Genomic DNA, 16,387 nt, shown 5'->3' on the forward strand with positions numbered 1-16,387 from the left:
CGGAAGCAAGCTTCCGTCAAGTCCGCTCGACTTGCATGTATTAGGCACGCCGCCAGCGTTCGTCCTGAGCCAGGATCAAACTCTCCAAAAAGATGTTTGACTTGCTCATGTTTTAAAAATAAGAATTAACTTACTGGCATGTTTTTGTTCAGTTTTCAAAGATCAATTTTTTCTTAGGTCGTTTTTGGCGACCCCTTAAATATATCATTTTCAGTTCTTGTTGTCAACAACTTTTTTGATGTTTTTTTGTCAAACAAGCAAGCGTTGTTAGCAACGAATATAAATATACCACCTCTCTTTCTTGTATGCAAGTACTTTTTTAAATTAGTTAGTTGAAGAGGGAAACTTTTTATTTAAGCTTGATAACTGCAGCTCCAGGATAAAAAAAGGATCGCTTATAAGCGATCCTTTTAAACTATTCTTTATGTCTCATAAGCGGGAAGAGAAGCACGTCACGAATAGAAGGAGAGTTCGTCAGCAGCATAACCAGGCGGTCAATCCCGATGCCTAGTCCTCCTGTAGGCGGAAGTCCGTATTCTAATGCTTCAATGAAATCATCATCCATTTCATGAGCTTCATCGTTTCCTTGCTCACGCTCTTTTAATTGAGCCTCAAAACGTTCACGCTGATCAATTGGATCATTTAATTCTGTAAAAGCATTAGCATGCTCACGTCCAACGATAAACAATTCGAAACGATCTGTAAAACGAGGGTCCTCCTCATTTTTCTTGGCAAGCGGAGAGATTTCAACCGGATGCCCGTAAATGAAGGTAGGCTGAATCAATTTTTCTTCTACCTTTTGTTCAAAAAATTCATTAACAATATGTCCATACTGCATCGTTTCTTTATATTCAATTCCGTGCTCTTTAGCTAACTCACGAGCTTGTTCGTCCGTCATTTGCTGCCAGAAGTCTACGCCTGTATATTCTTTTACGGCGTCTACCATGTGCAAACGGCGCCATTGCGGCTGCAAATTCACTTCATATTCTCCATATGTGACGGTTGTTGTGCCGTGCACTTCTTCGGCGATGTGGGCAATTAAGTTTTCTGTCAGGCGCATAATATCTTGATAATCAGCGTAAGCTTCATACAATTCAATCATCGTAAATTCCGGGTTATGGCGCGTAGAGACCCCTTCATTTCGGAAGACACGGCCGATTTCATATACTTTTTCCATACCGCCGACAATAAGGCGCTTTAAATGAAGCTCAATCGCAATACGCATATACAGCTCCATATCAAGCGCATTATGATGCGTAATAAACGGACGAGCAGAAGCGCCGCCGGCAATTGAATGCATCATCGGTGTTTCCACTTCTAAATAGCCATGATCGTCTAAATAACGTCTCATAGATTGAATAATACGGCTGCGGGTGATGAATGTTTGCTGGCTTTCTGGACTTGTAATTAAATCCAAGTACCGCTGGCGATAGCGCTGTTCAACATCCTTTAGTCCGTGGAACTTGTCAGGAAGCGGGCGCAAAGCTTTCGTCAAAAATTCGTAGTGGCTGACCTTAATGGATAGTTCGCCTACTTTTGTTTTGAAAATCGTGCCAGTGACACCAACAAGATCCCCAAGGTCCGTCATATTAAATACTTCATATGCTTCTTCGCCAATTGCATCTTTACGAACGTAAATTTGAATTTGTCCAGTTAAATCTTGCACATGAGCAAAGCCCGCTTTTCCTTTTCCGCGCTTGGTCATGATGCGACCGGCAATTTTCACTTCAATAGCTTGTTCTTCTAACTCTTCCTTAGAAAAACCAGCATAGGCGGCTACAATGCCGCTAGCTGTATGGGTGCGTTCAAAACGTTTGCCGAAAGGATCTAGTCCTTTATCTTTTAACGCCTGCATTTTCTCTCTTCTCACCAATAGCTGGTCGTTTAGTTCCTCACTCATTCCACTCACTCCTATTCCTATGGTCACCCTTGCCTATTATCCAGCTTGACTAGCTGCTTCTTTCTCTTCTACTTCTTGAACAAAATTAGACAGCAGGCTCACTAGCTGCTCTCTTGTTTCACATAAGTTAATATCCTTGCGCACACGCGCATTGCCGCGAATGCCTTTTAGATACCAGGCAGCATGCTTCCGCATTTCGCGTACAGCAATATTTTCATTTTTCAATGCGATAAGACGGTCAAGGTGCAGCAAGCAAACGTCTATTTTCTCGCGAGCTGAAGGTTCTTCCATCAGCTCGCCTGTTTCTAAATACTTCACCGTCCGGTAAATCATCCACGGATTGCCGAGAGCAGCACGGCCAATCATCACTCCGTCTACCCCTGTTTCTTCAAGCATCCGCTTGGCATCTTGCGGCGTTTGGACATCACCATTCCCGATGACTGGAATGCCGACTGATTGCTTCACTTCTTTAATAATATCCCAGTTCGCTGTTCCCTCATACATTTGTACACGAGTCCGGCCATGAAGCGCTACGGCTTTTCCTCCTGCTCTCTCAACAGCACGGGCGTTCTCTACTGCGTAAATATGGTCCTCATCCCATCCCATACGCATTTTCACTGTAACCGGTTTATCAACGGCGTCTACGACCGCTGACACCATTTCATAGATTTTGTTTGGGTCAAGCAGCCATTTGGCGCCTGCATCACATTTTGTAATTTTAGGAACCGGGCAGCCCATATTAATATCAATAATATCAGCATTTGTATTCTTATCAACAAAGCTTGCAGCTTGAACGAGCGATTCCTTTTCTCCTCCAAAAATCTGCAGGCTCAGCGGTTTTTCTCTTTCATCAATATACAGCATGTCCAGCGTCTTTTCATTTTGGAAAACAATCCCCTTGTCGCTGACCATTTCAGCACAAACGAGTCCGGCACCAAATTCTTTTACCGTCAGACGAAAAGCAGAATTACAAATCCCTGCCATCGGTGCAAGTACAACGGGGTTTTTCATCTCGATGTTTCCGATCTTTAACATATTCCTCACCTTTCTACTTTTTTTCCGGCGGACACAATTCATCAGTTGATATATGCAAAGCTTGCGATATTTCCTTTAATAACTCATCAGTCAGCGGACGACTGCCTCTTTCCACTTCTCCAAGCACAGACAAAGACACTCCAAGCTGCTGAGCAAGCTGTTCTTGGGTAAATCCCTTCAGCTTCCTGAAAGCTCGAATTCTTCTTCCCCATTGTTCTGTTTCCACAGGCGAACACCTTTCCTTTCTTGAATACTCGAAAGTGCTTCTTCAAGCGGTCTGTTACTCCCTGGAAAACAAATGGCTGGATCAATCTCTATTAGAGGAACGAGCACAAAAGCGCGTTCATGCATTCTTGGGTGCGGAATGATAAGCTTCTCTGATTCAATATTGTCTTGATTATACAATAAAATGTCAAGGTCTATTATTCGCGGGCCCCATCTGAACTCCCTGACTCTTCCAATTTCCTGTTCAATCGACAAGCACAGATCCAGCAGCTCCTCCGCTGATAAAGAAGTGCTCACTTGAACAGCCATATTGAGAAAAGCCGGCTGTTCTGTATAGCCTACAGGCTCTGTTTCATAAATAGAGGAGAGCTTGGCTACAGTGACCGCAGCATGCGAGCGGAGCAAGCGAAGGGCCTCCTGCAGGTTAGCCAGCCTGTCCCCCATGTTTGTTCCCAAGGATAAAAAAGCTTGATTATTCATGTTCCGCTCTTCTCCTCATGACTTCTACAGCTACATGGTCATAATGTCCAGGAATTGGCGGGTCTGGCTTAATCACTTTGATTGTACAGGCAGCTGCCTTAGGGAAAGCATCTAAAAGTGCTGCAGCAATGTGCTCAGCAATGGCCTCCACCAGCTTAAATGTCCGGTTTTCCACAATCTCTTTGCACACCTGATAAATTTCTCCATAGTTAATAGAATCATTCAGATCATCTGACTGCCCGGCTTTTTGCAGGGAGACTTCCAGCGTTGCATCCACCCGAAAACGCTGGCCAAGTTTATTTTCTTCAGGAAATACGCCATGATATCCATAGAACTCCATGCCGGTTACATATATCTTATCCATCATTTCATCCCTTTCCGACTAAAGCATCCGTCATTTTTGCCATTCGGCTGATCGGCTTCACATCATGCACCCGCAAAATATGACAGCCCTTTTCAATGCCAAAACAGCAAATCGCACCCGTTCCTTCCATTCTCTCCTCTACAGGCAGATCCAAAATATGCCCGACAATTCTTTTGCGCGAAGCACCGAGCAACACAGGGAATCCAAGAGCGGCCACTTGATCCAAGTGCTGCAGCATAAGCATATGCTGATTCATGTCCTTGGCAAAGCCAATGCCAGGATCGAGAATAATTTGGTTCTCGGGCACACCGGCTTTAATGGCAATATTGATGCTTTCATACAAATCAAGAAGCACTTCCCGGATAAAAGCGTGATAATTCATATTGTCCCTGTTATGCATAAGAATAATCGGCACTTGTTTCTCAGCAGCTACCGCCGCAATTTCGGGGTCCTTCTTCGCTCCCCAAATATCATTGATGATATGAGCGCCGGCTTCAATCGATTGCCGTGCTGTTTCCGCCTTATAGGTGTCAATAGAAATTGGTACATTCACATGAGCGGCTACTGCCTCAATAACAGGCAAAACTCGCTTCAGCTCTTCGTCTGCTGAAACAGGGGTGTAACCCGGCCGCGTGGATTCACCGCCGATATCAATGAGATCCGCTCCTTCTTGTACCATTTTCTCCGCATGGCGAACAGCTGTTCCCCTCTCGTTAAATCGCCCGCCATCCGAGAACGAATCGGGCGTTGTATTTAAAATCCCCATAATGTAAGTTTTCTTCGAGAAGTCCAACTCATGCGGCCCTGCTGCAACTTTCATCTTTCTGCCCCTTCCATCTTTCAGTCTGTTTTTATTTTAACATGTCTAAACGAGGAAAAATAAAAACAGGCTGAGAAATCAGCCTGTTTTTTCATCCGTTCAATTTTCTTCAAAATCATACAGCGGCGTGCTTAAGTAGCGTTCGCCGTTACTCGGAATAATCGCAAGGACTTTTTTTCCTTTTCCAAGCTTTTCAGCTACCTTTAATGCAGCGGCTACAGCGGCGCCAGAGGAGATACCACCCAAAATCCCTTCTTCGCGGGCAACTTTTCGCGCTGTTTCAAAAGCTTCCTCATTCGCAATGGTGATAATTTCATCGTACACTTTCGTATCCAGCACCTTTGGCACAAAGCCAGCACCGATTCCTTGAATTTTATGCGGGCCTGGTTTTCCTCCAGAGAGAACTGGCGAATCCGCAGGTTCTACCGCATAAATTTTGACACCCGGGAACTTTTCCTTCAGCACCTGGCCAGCCCCTGTAATGGTTCCGCCTGTACCGATACCGGCAATAAAAGCATCGAGTTCATCCATTTGCTCAGCAATTTCTTTCCCTGTTGTTTGCCGATGGATTTCTGGATTTGCTTCATTTTCAAACTGCTGCGGCATAAAATATCCTTTCTCCTCAGCCAGTTCTTTCGCCTTGCGAATCGCGCCGTTCATTCCCTCCGCTCCAGGTGTGAGCACAAGCTCCGCACCGTAAGCACGAAGCAGGTTGCGGCGCTCCATGCTCATCGTATCCGGCATGACAAGAATTGCACGATAGCCTTTCGCTGCTGCAATCATCGCCAAACCGATTCCTGTGTTTCCGCTGGTCGGCTCAATGATTGTGCCGCCCTCTTTCAAATTGCCGCTTTCTTCTGCTGCCGTGATCATAGCGAGGGCAATCCGATCTTTCACACTGCTTCCCGGATTCATATATTCCAGCTTTAAGTATACGTCTGCGCTGTTTTCATTTGTTACGTTATTCAATTTTACAATAGGAGTTTGACCGACTAACTCAGCTACCGAATTTGCTACACGTACCATTTTATCCACCTCAATACCGAGTATTTTTATTGGTTATATAGAATTTAACAATCTTTTCAACAAAAGTCAATCTTTTTACTCATTTCTATACGAGCTACTTATTAAAAAACCTGCAAAACATTTTTGTCAGCAGGTTTTTCATTCATTCAATTAGCTAGTAGCTGCTGCTTTCAATTGCTCGAGTTCACTTTTTGTGAAGATGTATTTTTCATTGCAGAAATGGCATTGGGTTTCCGCCTGTCCATCCTCCTCAATCATTTCCTCGATTTCCTTTTTTCCAAGACTGACTATTGCATTGCCGAACCGTTCTTTTGAGCAAGTGCATTCGAATTGAACAGGCATTTCCTCGAGAACCTTGACGTTTTCTTCCCCTAAAATATAATAGAGAATTTCCTCAGGAGACATTCCTTTTTCAATCAGCTTGGAAATTGGAGCCATAGCCGTGATTTTTTGCTCAATCACAGAGATGACTTCCTCCTCGGCTCCAGGCATAATCTGAATGATAAATCCGCCGGCAGCTAGAATAGAGTTATCTGGATTCACGAGTACGCCAACACCAACGGAGGAAGGCACTTGCTCAGAAGCAACAAAATAATACGTAAAGTCTTCCCCCAGCTCACCGGAAACAATCGGTGTCTGGCCGCTAAAATGGTCGCGAAGCCCAACATCCTTTACGACTGTAATCATGCCTTCGGTACCGACAGCACGCCGGACGTCAAGCTTGCCCTGCTCATTTAAGTCAAAATGAGTTTGCGGATTCGTCACATAGCCCCGGACTTTTCCCTTGGAGTTCGCATCAACAAGAATGGCTCCGATCGGACCGCCGCCCTCGATTTTAATGGTAATTTTCTCTTCACCTTTCAGCATTGCTCCCATCATGACGCCGGCTGTCATAGCCCGTCCCATGGCGGCAGAAGCTGTCGGCCAGGTATAATGCTTTTTTTGTGCTTCATTGATGGTTTCTGTTGTATTCACTGCATAGGCACGAACTTGCCCGTCAAAAGCAAGAGCTTTTACTAAATAATCCTTCATAAGGAAAACTCCTTTCTTCCTAAAGGTTGCGTTTGTAAATCAGGCATAGGCCTTTAAGGGTTAACAGCGGGTCAATGATATCAATCGATTGAGCTTCTTCTCCAATTAGAGGAGCGAGACCGCCGGTTGCAACTACAGTCGGCGTCTTTTTGCTTTGCTCCTTCATTCGATTGACAATGCCGTCTACTTGGCCAACATATCCGTAGAGTATTCCGGCCTGCATAGCGGCCACTGTGTTTTTCCCGACAACATGATCCGGCCGGATAATTTCTATGCGGGGCAGCTTAGCCGCTCTGGAATAAAGAGCTTCCGTAGAAATATTAATGCCCGGCGCAATCGCTCCGCCCATGTAATGGCCGTCTTCATCGATATAGCAATACGTAGTAGCTGTTCCAAAGTCTACGATTATCAAAGGGCTTCCGTATTCATGAATAGCCGCGACTGCATTAACGATCCGGTCAGCTCCCACTTCACGCGGGTTCTCGTATTTAATATTTAAACCGGTTTTCATCCCGGGACCAACAATCATTGGCTTTATATGAAAGTACTTTTGACACATCTGTTCCAGCGAAAACATAATGGGAGGAACAACAGAAGAAATGATAATTCCCTCGATCTGATCAAACGTAATCCCTACGTGCTGAAAAAGATTTTTCACGATCATTCCGTATTCGTCTTCTGTCTTGTTGCGGCTCGTTTCAATTCGCCAGTGGAATTTCAATTCATCCTCTTCATAAACGCCCAATACAGTATTTGTATTCCCTACATCCAACACAAATATCAAGACTCTCACCACACTCATTTAAACTTTTATTGCTGCCATTCATCATATCACATAAAAGCGGTAACATCATTATGTCACGACTTCCAAAAGAAAGGATTTTCACCTAAATAAAAGACGGCGAATAACCGGCGGCTGTTTTAGCTTCTCTTGATCCGGCCGGTCTTATGAAAGCAGGCTGTTCCTCCCAGCAGCAGTGAGCAGCCTCCAAGCGTGCATCTCATGAAAAAAACGCCGATTTTCATCGGCGTTTTCCGTTAAGCTTTCGGGTCATCTTCCCGATCGTTTGGCTGCTGTTCTTTCTTTTCAAGATCAGTTGTTGGCTTAGTCGTTTCAGACACTTCTTCCTTCTTCTGGACATTGACAACTACCTGTTCATCTTTAGAAAGCTCCAGCTTTCCTTCTTTGTCCTCTGCATTGTACTTGCGCTCTGGCAGCGTACCATGGTCAACGAGGTGTTTAATTTGAGCAGCATCGAGCGTTTCGATATCAATTAGAGTATTGGCGATCAACTCAAGCTTATCACGATTCTCAGTCAAGATATTCTTCGCGCGCTCATAGCATTCTTTCATAATGCGCTGAATTTCAAGATCGATTTCATAGGCAATCGCATCTGAATAATTTTGTTCGTTATTAAAGTCTCGTCCAAGGAATACCTGGCCGCCGGAAGTTTGACCAAATTGAAGCGGACCAAGCTTATCACTCATCCCGAATTCAGTCACCATTCGGCGGGCAATACCCGTTGCACGCTGGAAGTCATTGTGTGCGCCAGTTGACACTTCACCAAAGATAATGTCTTCAGCTACACGGCCGCCCAGCAAACCTGTGATCTTATCAAGAAGCTCCGGCTTTGTCATCAAGTAACGGTCCTCTTTCGGCAGCATAACCGCATAACCGCCAGCTTGGCCGCGCGGAACAATCGTTACTTTATGAACCATCTCTGCCTCATCAAGCACAAGACCGATGACCGTGTGTCCCGCTTCGTGGAAAGCGACAATTTTTCTTTCCTTCTGAGAAACTACACGGCTTTTCTTCGCCGGACCGGCAATTACCCGGTCAGTTGCTTCATCAACATCACGCATGTCAATTTTTTTCTTGTTGCGGCGAGCAGCCACAAGTGCCGCTTCATTCAACAAGTTCTCTAGATCCGCACCGGAAAAGCCCGGTGTGCGCATTGCGATCGCTTTTAAGTCGATTGAATCATCGAGAGGCTTATTGCGCGCATGGACGCGGAGTACCGCTTCACGGCCATTGACATCTGGACGATCTACCGTAATTTGACGGTCAAAACGGCCTGGACGCAATAAGGCAGGGTCTAGAATATCCGGACGGTTGGTAGCGGCAATAATGATAATTCCTTCATTCGCACTAAAGCCGTCCATTTCAACTAACAGCTGATTCAATGTTTGCTCGCGTTCGTCATGCCCGCCGCCAAGACCAGCGCCGCGCTGACGTCCGACCGCATCAATTTCATCGATAAAAATCATACATGGCGCATTCTTTTTCGCGTTTTCAAACAGGTCGCGCACCCGGGAAGCACCGACCCCGACGAACATTTCAACAAAGTCCGAACCGCTGATTGAGAAGAACGGAACACCTGCTTCTCCCGCTGCTGCACGTGCAAGCAATGTTTTACCAGTACCTGGAGGTCCGACTAACAGAACCCCTTTTGGAATGCGTGCGCCCAGTTCAGAGAACTTGCGCGGATCTTTTAAAAACTCAACCACTTCTACTAACTCTTGCTTTTCCTCATCTGCTCCCGCTACATCTTTAAAGCGGACTTTTTTCTTTTCATCATTGTACAAGCGGGCTTTGCTTTTTCCAAAGTTCATGACTCGGCTGCCGCCGCCTTGCGCTTGATTCAACAAGAAGAAGAATAAAAGGAAAATAATTAAGAAAGGGATGATGGTAGTGAAGAAAGACACCCATCCGCTTGTCTCTTTAGCAGGCAGAATTTCTACTTTTGAATCTTTCGCTGCCTCGTCAATGCGATTCAGCATGTTCTCACTGTTCATTACATAAGTAAGGAAAAACTCGCCTTCACGCGCACCTTTCATCTGGCCGCGGACTTCATACACGCCTCTTTCCGGCTGCATGGAAAATGAGTTTACCTGATCTTTTTCTAGATAGGAAACAAATTCATTGTACGTTATATTCTTATTAGGCTCATTATTGCTGTTGAAGTAGCTGACAACCCCAATAATGACAAGGAAAACTAACAAATAAAATATGGTATAACGAAAAATCCGGCTCATCCCTTACCTCCTCCCACGGTAAAAATACTGTATTCAATACTATCATAGAAAATCTTGGCATTACAACTATTTGACATGCGGATCGGCCTATTCATGTATGGTGATCAACCTTTCTTATTCGTTATCCGCTTTCGTGTATACTTCCGGCTTCAACACACCGATATAAGGAAGATTCCGGTATCTTTCTGCATAATCAAGGCCATAGCCTACAACAAAAGCATCAGGCACATTAAATCCGACTATGTCAGCTTTAATCTTCGCCTTTCTGCCTGTCGGCTTATCTAACAATGTCACAATCTTAATGGACTTTGCTTTTCGGTAACGGAAAAGCTCCACAAGATAGCTTAATGTCAAGCCGCTGTCAATAATGTCCTCAATAATGAGTATATCCCGACCTTCAACAGATGTATCCAGATCCTTTACAATTTTTACTTCTCCGGATGAAGTGGTTGAACGGCCGTAGCTGGAAACATCCATAAAGTCCATTTCCAAATAAGTATCCATTCGCTTAATCAAGTCTGCCATGAAAGGCATAGCTCCTTTTAAAACTCCAATAACAAGGGGAAACTTATCTTTATACTCCTCTGTGAGTTCAAGACCGAGCTCTTTAATTTTCTCTTGAATTTCTTCCTCAGTAATGAGTACTTTCTCGATATCCTGGTTTAACAATTTGTTAGCCTCCTAGAAGTGATTGCGTATATAAATTAATATTAAACGGTTGCCAGCAGAGCTTGTTTCTTCATGCCTGGACCTCTTCAGTCCGGGCACCCAGAGCAGTTTCCCCTCGCTATCTGTTACAATTGGCCATTGATCACGCTTGGCGGGGACAACTTTCTCATCAATGAATAAGTCTTTCAGCTTTTTTGAGCCCTCCATCCCTTTCGGCTGGATTTTATCGCCTGTTCGCCTTGTACGGATATAAAGCGGACGCTTGACTTTATCATTAAGGATCATATACTCATATGCAGCTGTGGCTTCAGGAAGTTGATCAGCCAGTGCAAACTGGCCTCCATATGGCCAGGTGATCCGGTCTCCTTCATCCAGTTTAAACACATATTGTGTTTTATCCGGAATATTAAATGTGAAAATACAAAATTGATATTCCCTGCAGACTTTTAACCCATGAGGCAAGTCCAGTTTCCATGAGGATTTGTCTTCCATTAAAAGGTGTAAAATCTGTTGGATATGTACGAAAGAGAAGGGATTTTTTCCTTTGTAAAGATAGTTTAATATTAGATGAATCGCTCTTTTTTGTAAAGGCAAAGGCATTAACCGAAAAGCCTCAACTTTAAGGGAACAACCGCTGTCATCCTTTTGCCATATATTATGCAGTTTTTCCCTTGTTAAATCTTCCAGAAACTGATTGTCTTCAGACAGTTCTTCACTGAACCTTTGGAAATGCTCATGAACTTTGCGATTTTCCTGCTTGAAAAAAGGAAGCAGCTCAGAGCGGAAGCGATTACGGGTATAAATGGGCTTCTCATTGCTCGAATCCCGGCGCGGATCAAGCTCGTAGTGTAAACAGTACTCCTCGATCATCTCTTTGTTTACATATAGAAGCGGCCGAACCACCTCCCATTTGCCCAAAGGCCTTCGGACAGGGATGCCTGTACGGCTGCCGGCTCCCTTTACTAATTGCATTGACACAGTTTCTACTTGGTCATCACCGTGGTGAGCGAGAGCCAATTTATCGGCCGAAAAGTGCTCAAGGCCTCTCTCGAAAAAGCGGTAGCGTACGCGCCTTGACACCTCCTGCAAGCTTCCTCCCGTCTCTTTCATTTGCTTCTCAATCTGGATTCTTTCCGCATAAAAAGGAATGTCTCTGCTTTGGCAAAACTGTTCAACAAACTTTAATTCCTGATAAGACTCTTCCCCCCTGAACATATGATCCAAGTGAAGAGCGAACACTTCAATTTGCCACTCTTTGCGCTTGCTTGCCAAGTAAGAAAGCAAGGACAATGAATCCGGGCCTCCCGATACACCGACAGCCACCTTGTCGCCTTGGCCGATTAGCTGATGCCGATTAATAAATTGTTTGACGTTCTCTTCATATGCCAGCATTGTTCCTCATCCTGCTCTTTTTTACTGACTATATTAACACTTTCTGAAGTGACTAAACAAAAGGAAGCCCCGAACTCACACAAGCAGCTCTGTCAGCACATATAAAACATAGACGACAGCCACAAATAAAATAAGAGTGACGGTATATAGCCCTTGTCTTTTTCTCTTCTGCTGCTGAAGCGACGCACGACCGCTGCTTTGGCGGCTGGGAGATCTCCTTTTGGCCGGCTCGCTTTTCTTGGCCTCGCTGCTGAGGGCGGCCAGCAATTCTTTACGCATGGTCCCTGCGTCAGCATATTTGCCCTGCAGTGATTTAATCAGTACAGGGGCCATCGCCTCCAGCTCTTTCTTTTGCCTGACTTTCTCCTCCAACTGCTTTACCCCGGCCTCGCTTCGCCCGAATCTTTGCGGATAAGCCAAGTTGATGGCCACCATGGCAGCAGCAAACAAATCATAGGAGGGCTCTGCTTTTCGGGAACCGGCACGCCAATACCCTCTGTCAAAAAACTCTGTATACTCCTTCACCGCTCTCCCCATTTTTGTCGTTCCGCCAACATCTACACAGCGAAGAGCATACGGCGGTCCAGATACAATTAAATTGTCAGGCTTAATATCGCCAAAGATCCAGCCAGCCTCATGAAGAGTTTGCAGATTTTCCAAGAGCTGCAACAGCAGGACGCCAATCCACGAGGTCCCCCTTGCTTGGACAAAATCGGATAATGTCGGCCCTTGTATGTACTCCATTACATAAAAAGGATGTACCCCCCAGCTGCTTTCCCAGTCATCAGCATCTAACAAAGAAGGCCCAAGGGAAGACCCCTGGACCTTAGCAAACGCCTTCAAAACGTTCATTTCAGCCGTGATGGATAATGGATTGCTGAACTTGAGCGCTGCTGCTCCAGACGCTCCATTCACTAAATACACTGTACCAGCAGCTCCCTGGCCGATCATCCGTTCCACTAAATAAGCTTGCTTGTGCCATTTGCCGTGTATGACCGTCCCTCGGCTAATATTAAACTGATTTTTCGATGTATTCATCATCGCCTGACAACCAGCCTTTCCTGCTTCGCTTCGTTTGGAAACGGGAAATAGCTTCACGAATCGCTGGCCCCGTCGGTGTTAACCCGCCAGGAGACAGCTTTGAAAACATAGATGTTAGTGAATCCAGCCGCGGCGTCCAATCCAGCAGCTGCTCCGTATCTTTTCTTTTCCCGGGAAATATCCATAAGGAGAAGCGGCTGCTTCCCATTCTGGCATTCATGCTTAGCGATAAGTCGAGAAGCGCCTCCTTCACTGTCGGTAGCTTGCTTTTCATGCTGGCACTCGTATCAACTAAAATCAGCACCTCCAAGTTGGCTGTTTCACCCAGCTCATCCACTACCTCCATCACTTCGCCGCGGGTATCAGGTGGCAATTCATCCAGCTCTGTTTCCTTATGCAATATTTTCTTTAACTGTTCGTTCACTACCCCTTGCAAGGTTTGCGTCATTGCTTGCCTTGTGACCATTTGAACAGTGTGAGATAGCTGCTTAGCACAAACCGTTTGGCTAATGCCGCCTCCTGATAAAGCAATCTGATCAATTTCCTGAAGTCCGCGCTGATCTGCGGCATCATCATCTATCATTCCAATAACATTCACAGTAATCCCCTGTTCCCTTGCTAGAGCAGCCATGGCAACCGGATCTTCCCCATGATTTGAGCAACCGTCCGTCAACAATAAAATTTGCTTGATCGTTCCTTGATTCATCATAACCCCTCCAACCTTAACGAGTTATCTTCAGCCTCGCCAGAAAGAGGGAAAATTATACTTGAATAAAAGCCCAAACCCCTTCCCTCAAGAAATTTTCTTTTTCTTTTTTGAAAAGCCGAACTGCATCGGGATAGATGTCCATTTCGGCAAGTTGTGTTCTACCTTCGCTACCACTACCGTCATATCGTCTTCAATTTCCCCGGACCTTGTCCGGATCACCTCTTCAATCAAAAGATCAGCAATCATCTGCGGATCATCCGTTTCCATTTCCTGTATTTTTCTTTTCATCCACAGATCCTTGTTCTCTACATTTTTCGGCCCTTCAAAGATGCCGTCACTCATCATAATAATTAAATCGCCGGACTTTAGCTGCTCACTCACTACATCCACTTCAAATTCCTGTAAAATACCGATCGGCAAATTGCTCGCCTCTATCTTCATAATTTTATTGCCCCGCTTAATGAAGCTTGGGGTAGAGCCTACCTTCAAAAAGTTGGCAACGGCATCCTGCAGGTCAATGATGACTAAGTCAAGAGTTGAGAAAATTTCGTCAGTTGTCCGCAGAGAAAGGATGGAATTGACTGATTTAATAGCAACCTTCTCTTCGATGCCTGACTTTAAAATTTGCTGCAGCAGCCGGAGTGTTTCATGGCTTTCATAATGAGCCCTTTCCCCATTCCCCATCCCGTCGCTGATCGCAACAGCATACTTTCCTGCCCCCAGTTCAATGGTGGAATAACTGTCTCCGGACACTAATCCGCCCCCTTTGGCCGCGTGGGCTGCCCCTGTAGTGACAGCAAACGCTTTCGCGGACCGGAAAACAACATGGCACACACCGGCAGGACCGCCCTCACATTCTTCTTTATGCACAATGACATTATCACCCAAAATATCTGACAGCATCGGAGCGATCACCTTTTGGCATTCTCCATGGCTGTTATAAGTAAACGGAAGACAAATCTCAATGTCTACATTGCTTTTTTGCAAGCTGTATATATCTACATATTCAATTTCCAAACCAAACGCTTCGATCGCTTCTAATATTTGTTCTTCTTGATTATAATGATTTTCCCGTTCCCGCTGAATTTCCTCGGCAAAGTCACTCATGACTTCTGAAACGCCGCGAAGCTGTTCGGCTACAAGCTTGCGGCTGTCATGCACCTGCTTTTTCAGCTTTTGATTTGCCTGATAATATGTTAACTGCTGCTTGATCGCTTCCTCTACCCGTCCGGGCCGGAAGCAATGGGCATCGAGCTCCCGTGACAGCCTTTGTGTCAATCCGGCTTGGCCTTCATCAAGCTCGCAAAGCACATCCTTCATTAACTGATAGGTTTGATGAAAGTTTTTCGTCCAGCATTGTTCTTTTTTAAAGCAGGTCTGGCAGGTCTTTTCAGTGACATGGCTCAAAAACATATCCAGCTCCCGTTCTTCATAATTATCCAATGCTTCAATGTTATATTGGGAAAAGCTTTTGGATAACGCCTGGAATACTTCAGAAAACTGCTCTACTCTGTTCGCTGTGACGTCTCGCATCTTGCGCAAATATTGCTGTTGCTCATTGGAGTGCTCGGCTGTGCCGGGTATAAGCTTGGCCAGCTGGTCAGTAACAATTTTGGGTGTCAAAAATAACAGCGCGACCGCTGCCAGCGATTCGTATAACGTTTGCATAAGAGGTATTCCCTGTTCTCCGTACATGCCAGCAAGTAATGTAGCAATCAGCAGTCCGCCGGCTGCGCCCGCTTTTCGCCATTCCTTTAATAATCCGCCAAGCAAGCCGGCAAAAGCCAGCAAGCTCATTTGAAAAAAGCTGGACACACTGGCAAGGCTGAAAATCAGCCCAGTGACGACGCCAACAGTAGAACCGACAGCCGCTCCTGAGATAAATGAGAAGATTAACACTAAATACCTCGAAAAAATATGTTCAATGGATAAACCGTAAAGCGTCCAGCCAATCGTACCGGACGTGATGGAAGCAAGCATAATAATTAAACTGACAATTTCTTCGGTTTTTAATGCCTTTATCCTTTTTTTCAGTGATAGAAAAGGTATGCTCTGCATAAAGATAAGAGTGAGCACGAATGCCAGGGAGGATTCAATGGCAGCCATCAGTACATCATAAGGAGCAAACTGCTGGCCGCTTTGAAAATAGGAAAATGCAGTTTTTACCGCCAAGACCGTAAAGAATACAAAGAACGGCAGTGACACAGCATCTTCCTTATGGAAATTTTTCAACATTCGATAGACAACTAGGAACACGGCGATCGAAAAAAAGGAATAACTCATTTGCTCAATGGACAAGGTTAAAGATCCTGCAAGCAAACCAATTAAAGCAAGTGGAGCGCAATCGCGCCGCAGCATAAAAGCAGCTGCGAAAAAAGGAAGGCCGAACGGGGTTAAATGAGAAAGGATTAAAGCCCGTCCCAATAAAAACCCAATAATAAGCAAGATAAAGCCTTTTTCAAGCAGCAGCACCTGCAAATGGCCGAAAACCTGCTTTACCCCTTTAAACACCTCCAGCTTTGTCTCCTCTAATGCCACATGATTAACCGGCTCTGTCAAACTTCTTTCCGCTTTCTCCATGTTAACAACTCCCATCCACGTTTCTTTGCCGCAATTATACAAAACAATGCTTTCAAAGTTTGTCAAAAAGAGAAGACT

At 45.1% G+C, this 16,387-nt stretch carries 15 protein-coding genes and 1 rRNA gene; all 16 read right to left on the minus strand.

Annotated elements, in window-relative coordinates; genetic code table 11:
* Nucleotides 1-91, minus strand: a 16S ribosomal RNA gene (locus tag B1A98_RS17440); the annotation flags it as partial.
* A 324-nt stretch (nucleotides 92-415) separates the two neighbouring features.
* Entirely contained in the window at nucleotides 416-1,900 is a 1,485-nt protein-coding gene (gene lysS, locus B1A98_RS17445; protein WP_063384056.1) for a lysine--tRNA ligase, read from the minus strand.
* A 36-nt stretch (nucleotides 1,901-1,936) separates the two neighbouring features.
* Nucleotides 1,937-2,935, minus strand: coding sequence for a tRNA dihydrouridine synthase DusB (dusB, locus tag B1A98_RS17450; protein WP_063384055.1), 999 nt, complete (start codon nucleotides 2,933-2,935; stop codon nucleotides 1,937-1,939).
* A gap of 13 nt (nucleotides 2,936-2,948) precedes the next feature.
* Nucleotides 2,949-3,161, minus strand: a complete 213-nt coding sequence (locus tag B1A98_RS17455) for a helix-turn-helix domain-containing protein (RefSeq protein ID WP_041114463.1) — start codon at nucleotides 3,159-3,161, stop codon at nucleotides 2,949-2,951.
* The gene (folK, locus tag B1A98_RS17460; protein WP_063384054.1) at nucleotides 3,113-3,640 is read right to left on the minus strand and encodes a 2-amino-4-hydroxy-6-hydroxymethyldihydropteridine diphosphokinase; all 528 of its coding nucleotides are present in this window, start codon (nucleotides 3,638-3,640) and stop codon (nucleotides 3,113-3,115) included. Before folK ends, B1A98_RS17455 begins: the two co-directional genes overlap by 49 nt.
* On the minus strand, nucleotides 3,633-4,004 hold the full coding sequence (gene folB, locus B1A98_RS17465; RefSeq protein ID WP_063384053.1) for a dihydroneopterin aldolase: 372 nt from the start codon (nucleotides 4,002-4,004) through the stop codon (nucleotides 3,633-3,635). The genes folK and folB overlap by 8 nt, the downstream gene beginning before the upstream one ends.
* A gap of 4 nt (nucleotides 4,005-4,008) precedes the next feature.
* On the minus strand, nucleotides 4,009-4,824 hold the full coding sequence (gene folP, locus B1A98_RS17470) for a dihydropteroate synthase (RefSeq protein ID WP_063384052.1): 816 nt from the start codon (nucleotides 4,822-4,824) through the stop codon (nucleotides 4,009-4,011).
* 99 nt (nucleotides 4,825-4,923) lie between these two features.
* Nucleotides 4,924-5,850, minus strand: a complete 927-nt coding sequence (gene cysK / locus B1A98_RS17475) for a cysteine synthase A (RefSeq protein ID WP_063384051.1) — start codon at nucleotides 5,848-5,850, stop codon at nucleotides 4,924-4,926.
* 150 nt (nucleotides 5,851-6,000) lie between these two features.
* On the minus strand, nucleotides 6,001-6,882 hold the full coding sequence (hslO, locus tag B1A98_RS17480; RefSeq protein ID WP_063384050.1) for an Hsp33 family molecular chaperone HslO: 882 nt from the start codon (nucleotides 6,880-6,882) through the stop codon (nucleotides 6,001-6,003).
* Nucleotides 6,883-6,901: 19 nt separating this feature from the next.
* Complete coding sequence (locus tag B1A98_RS17485; RefSeq protein WP_162301621.1) at nucleotides 6,902-7,666, minus strand: type III pantothenate kinase; 765 nt, start codon at nucleotides 7,664-7,666, stop codon at nucleotides 6,902-6,904.
* A gap of 254 nt (nucleotides 7,667-7,920) precedes the next feature.
* The gene (gene ftsH / locus B1A98_RS17490; protein WP_063384049.1) at nucleotides 7,921-9,918 is read right to left on the minus strand and encodes an ATP-dependent zinc metalloprotease FtsH; all 1,998 of its coding nucleotides are present in this window, start codon (nucleotides 9,916-9,918) and stop codon (nucleotides 7,921-7,923) included.
* 114 nt (nucleotides 9,919-10,032) lie between these two features.
* Complete coding sequence (gene hpt / locus B1A98_RS17495) at nucleotides 10,033-10,587, minus strand: hypoxanthine phosphoribosyltransferase (RefSeq protein ID WP_041101923.1); 555 nt, start codon at nucleotides 10,585-10,587, stop codon at nucleotides 10,033-10,035.
* Between the two features lie 12 nt (nucleotides 10,588-10,599).
* Nucleotides 10,600-11,979, minus strand: a complete 1,380-nt coding sequence (gene tilS / locus B1A98_RS17500; protein ID WP_082821649.1) for a tRNA lysidine(34) synthetase TilS — start codon at nucleotides 11,977-11,979, stop codon at nucleotides 10,600-10,602.
* Between the two features lie 75 nt (nucleotides 11,980-12,054).
* Nucleotides 12,055-13,020, minus strand: coding sequence for a protein kinase domain-containing protein (locus B1A98_RS17505; protein WP_063384048.1), 966 nt, complete (start codon nucleotides 13,018-13,020; stop codon nucleotides 12,055-12,057).
* Entirely contained in the window at nucleotides 12,992-13,726 is a 735-nt protein-coding gene (locus B1A98_RS17510; RefSeq protein WP_063384047.1) for a vWA domain-containing protein, read from the minus strand. The genes B1A98_RS17505 and B1A98_RS17510 overlap by 29 nt, the downstream gene beginning before the upstream one ends.
* Nucleotides 13,727-13,813: 87 nt before the next feature.
* Nucleotides 13,814-16,309 carry a stage II sporulation protein E gene (gene spoIIE / locus B1A98_RS17515; protein ID WP_063384059.1) on the minus strand — a complete coding sequence of 832 codons (2,496 nt, stop codon included), beginning with the start codon at nucleotides 16,307-16,309 and terminating at the stop codon, nucleotides 13,814-13,816.
* Nucleotides 16,310-16,387: the final 78 nt, after the last annotated feature.

This window comes from Pseudobacillus badius (genome assembly GCF_002189605.1).
Taxonomy (GTDB): Bacteria; Bacillota; Bacilli; order Bacillales; family Domibacillaceae; genus Pseudobacillus; species Pseudobacillus badius.

Coding starts and splice junctions, on each gene's coding strand:
- lysS (WP_063384056.1), bottom strand. CDS start 1,900: ATGAGTGAGGAACTAAACGACCAGCTATTGGTGAGAAGAGAGAAAATG.
- dusB (WP_063384055.1), bottom strand. CDS start 2,935: ATGTTAAAGATCGGAAACATCGAGATGAAAAACCCCGTTGTACTTGCA.
- folK (WP_063384054.1), bottom strand. CDS start 3,640: ATGAATAATCAAGCTTTTTTATCCTTGGGAACAAACATGGGGGACAGG.
- folB (WP_063384053.1), bottom strand. CDS start 4,004: ATGGATAAGATATATGTAACCGGCATGGAGTTCTATGGATATCATGGC.
- folP (WP_063384052.1), bottom strand. CDS start 4,824: ATGAAAGTTGCAGCAGGGCCGCATGAGTTGGACTTCTCGAAGAAAACT.
- cysK (WP_063384051.1), bottom strand. CDS start 5,850: ATGGTACGTGTAGCAAATTCGGTAGCTGAGTTAGTCGGTCAAACTCCT.
- hslO (WP_063384050.1), bottom strand. CDS start 6,882: ATGAAGGATTATTTAGTAAAAGCTCTTGCTTTTGACGGGCAAGTTCGT.
- ftsH (WP_063384049.1), bottom strand. CDS start 9,918: ATGAGCCGGATTTTTCGTTATACCATATTTTATTTGTTAGTTTTCCTT.
- tilS (WP_082821649.1), bottom strand. CDS start 11,979: ATGCTGGCATATGAAGAGAACGTCAAACAATTTATTAATCGGCATCAG.
- B1A98_RS17505 (WP_063384048.1), bottom strand. CDS start 13,020: ATGATGAATACATCGAAAAATCAGTTTAATATTAGCCGAGGGACGGTC.
- B1A98_RS17510 (WP_063384047.1), bottom strand. CDS start 13,726: ATGAATCAAGGAACGATCAAGCAAATTTTATTGTTGACGGACGGTTGC.
- spoIIE (WP_063384059.1), bottom strand. CDS start 16,309: ATGGAGAAAGCGGAAAGAAGTTTGACAGAGCCGGTTAATCATGTGGCA.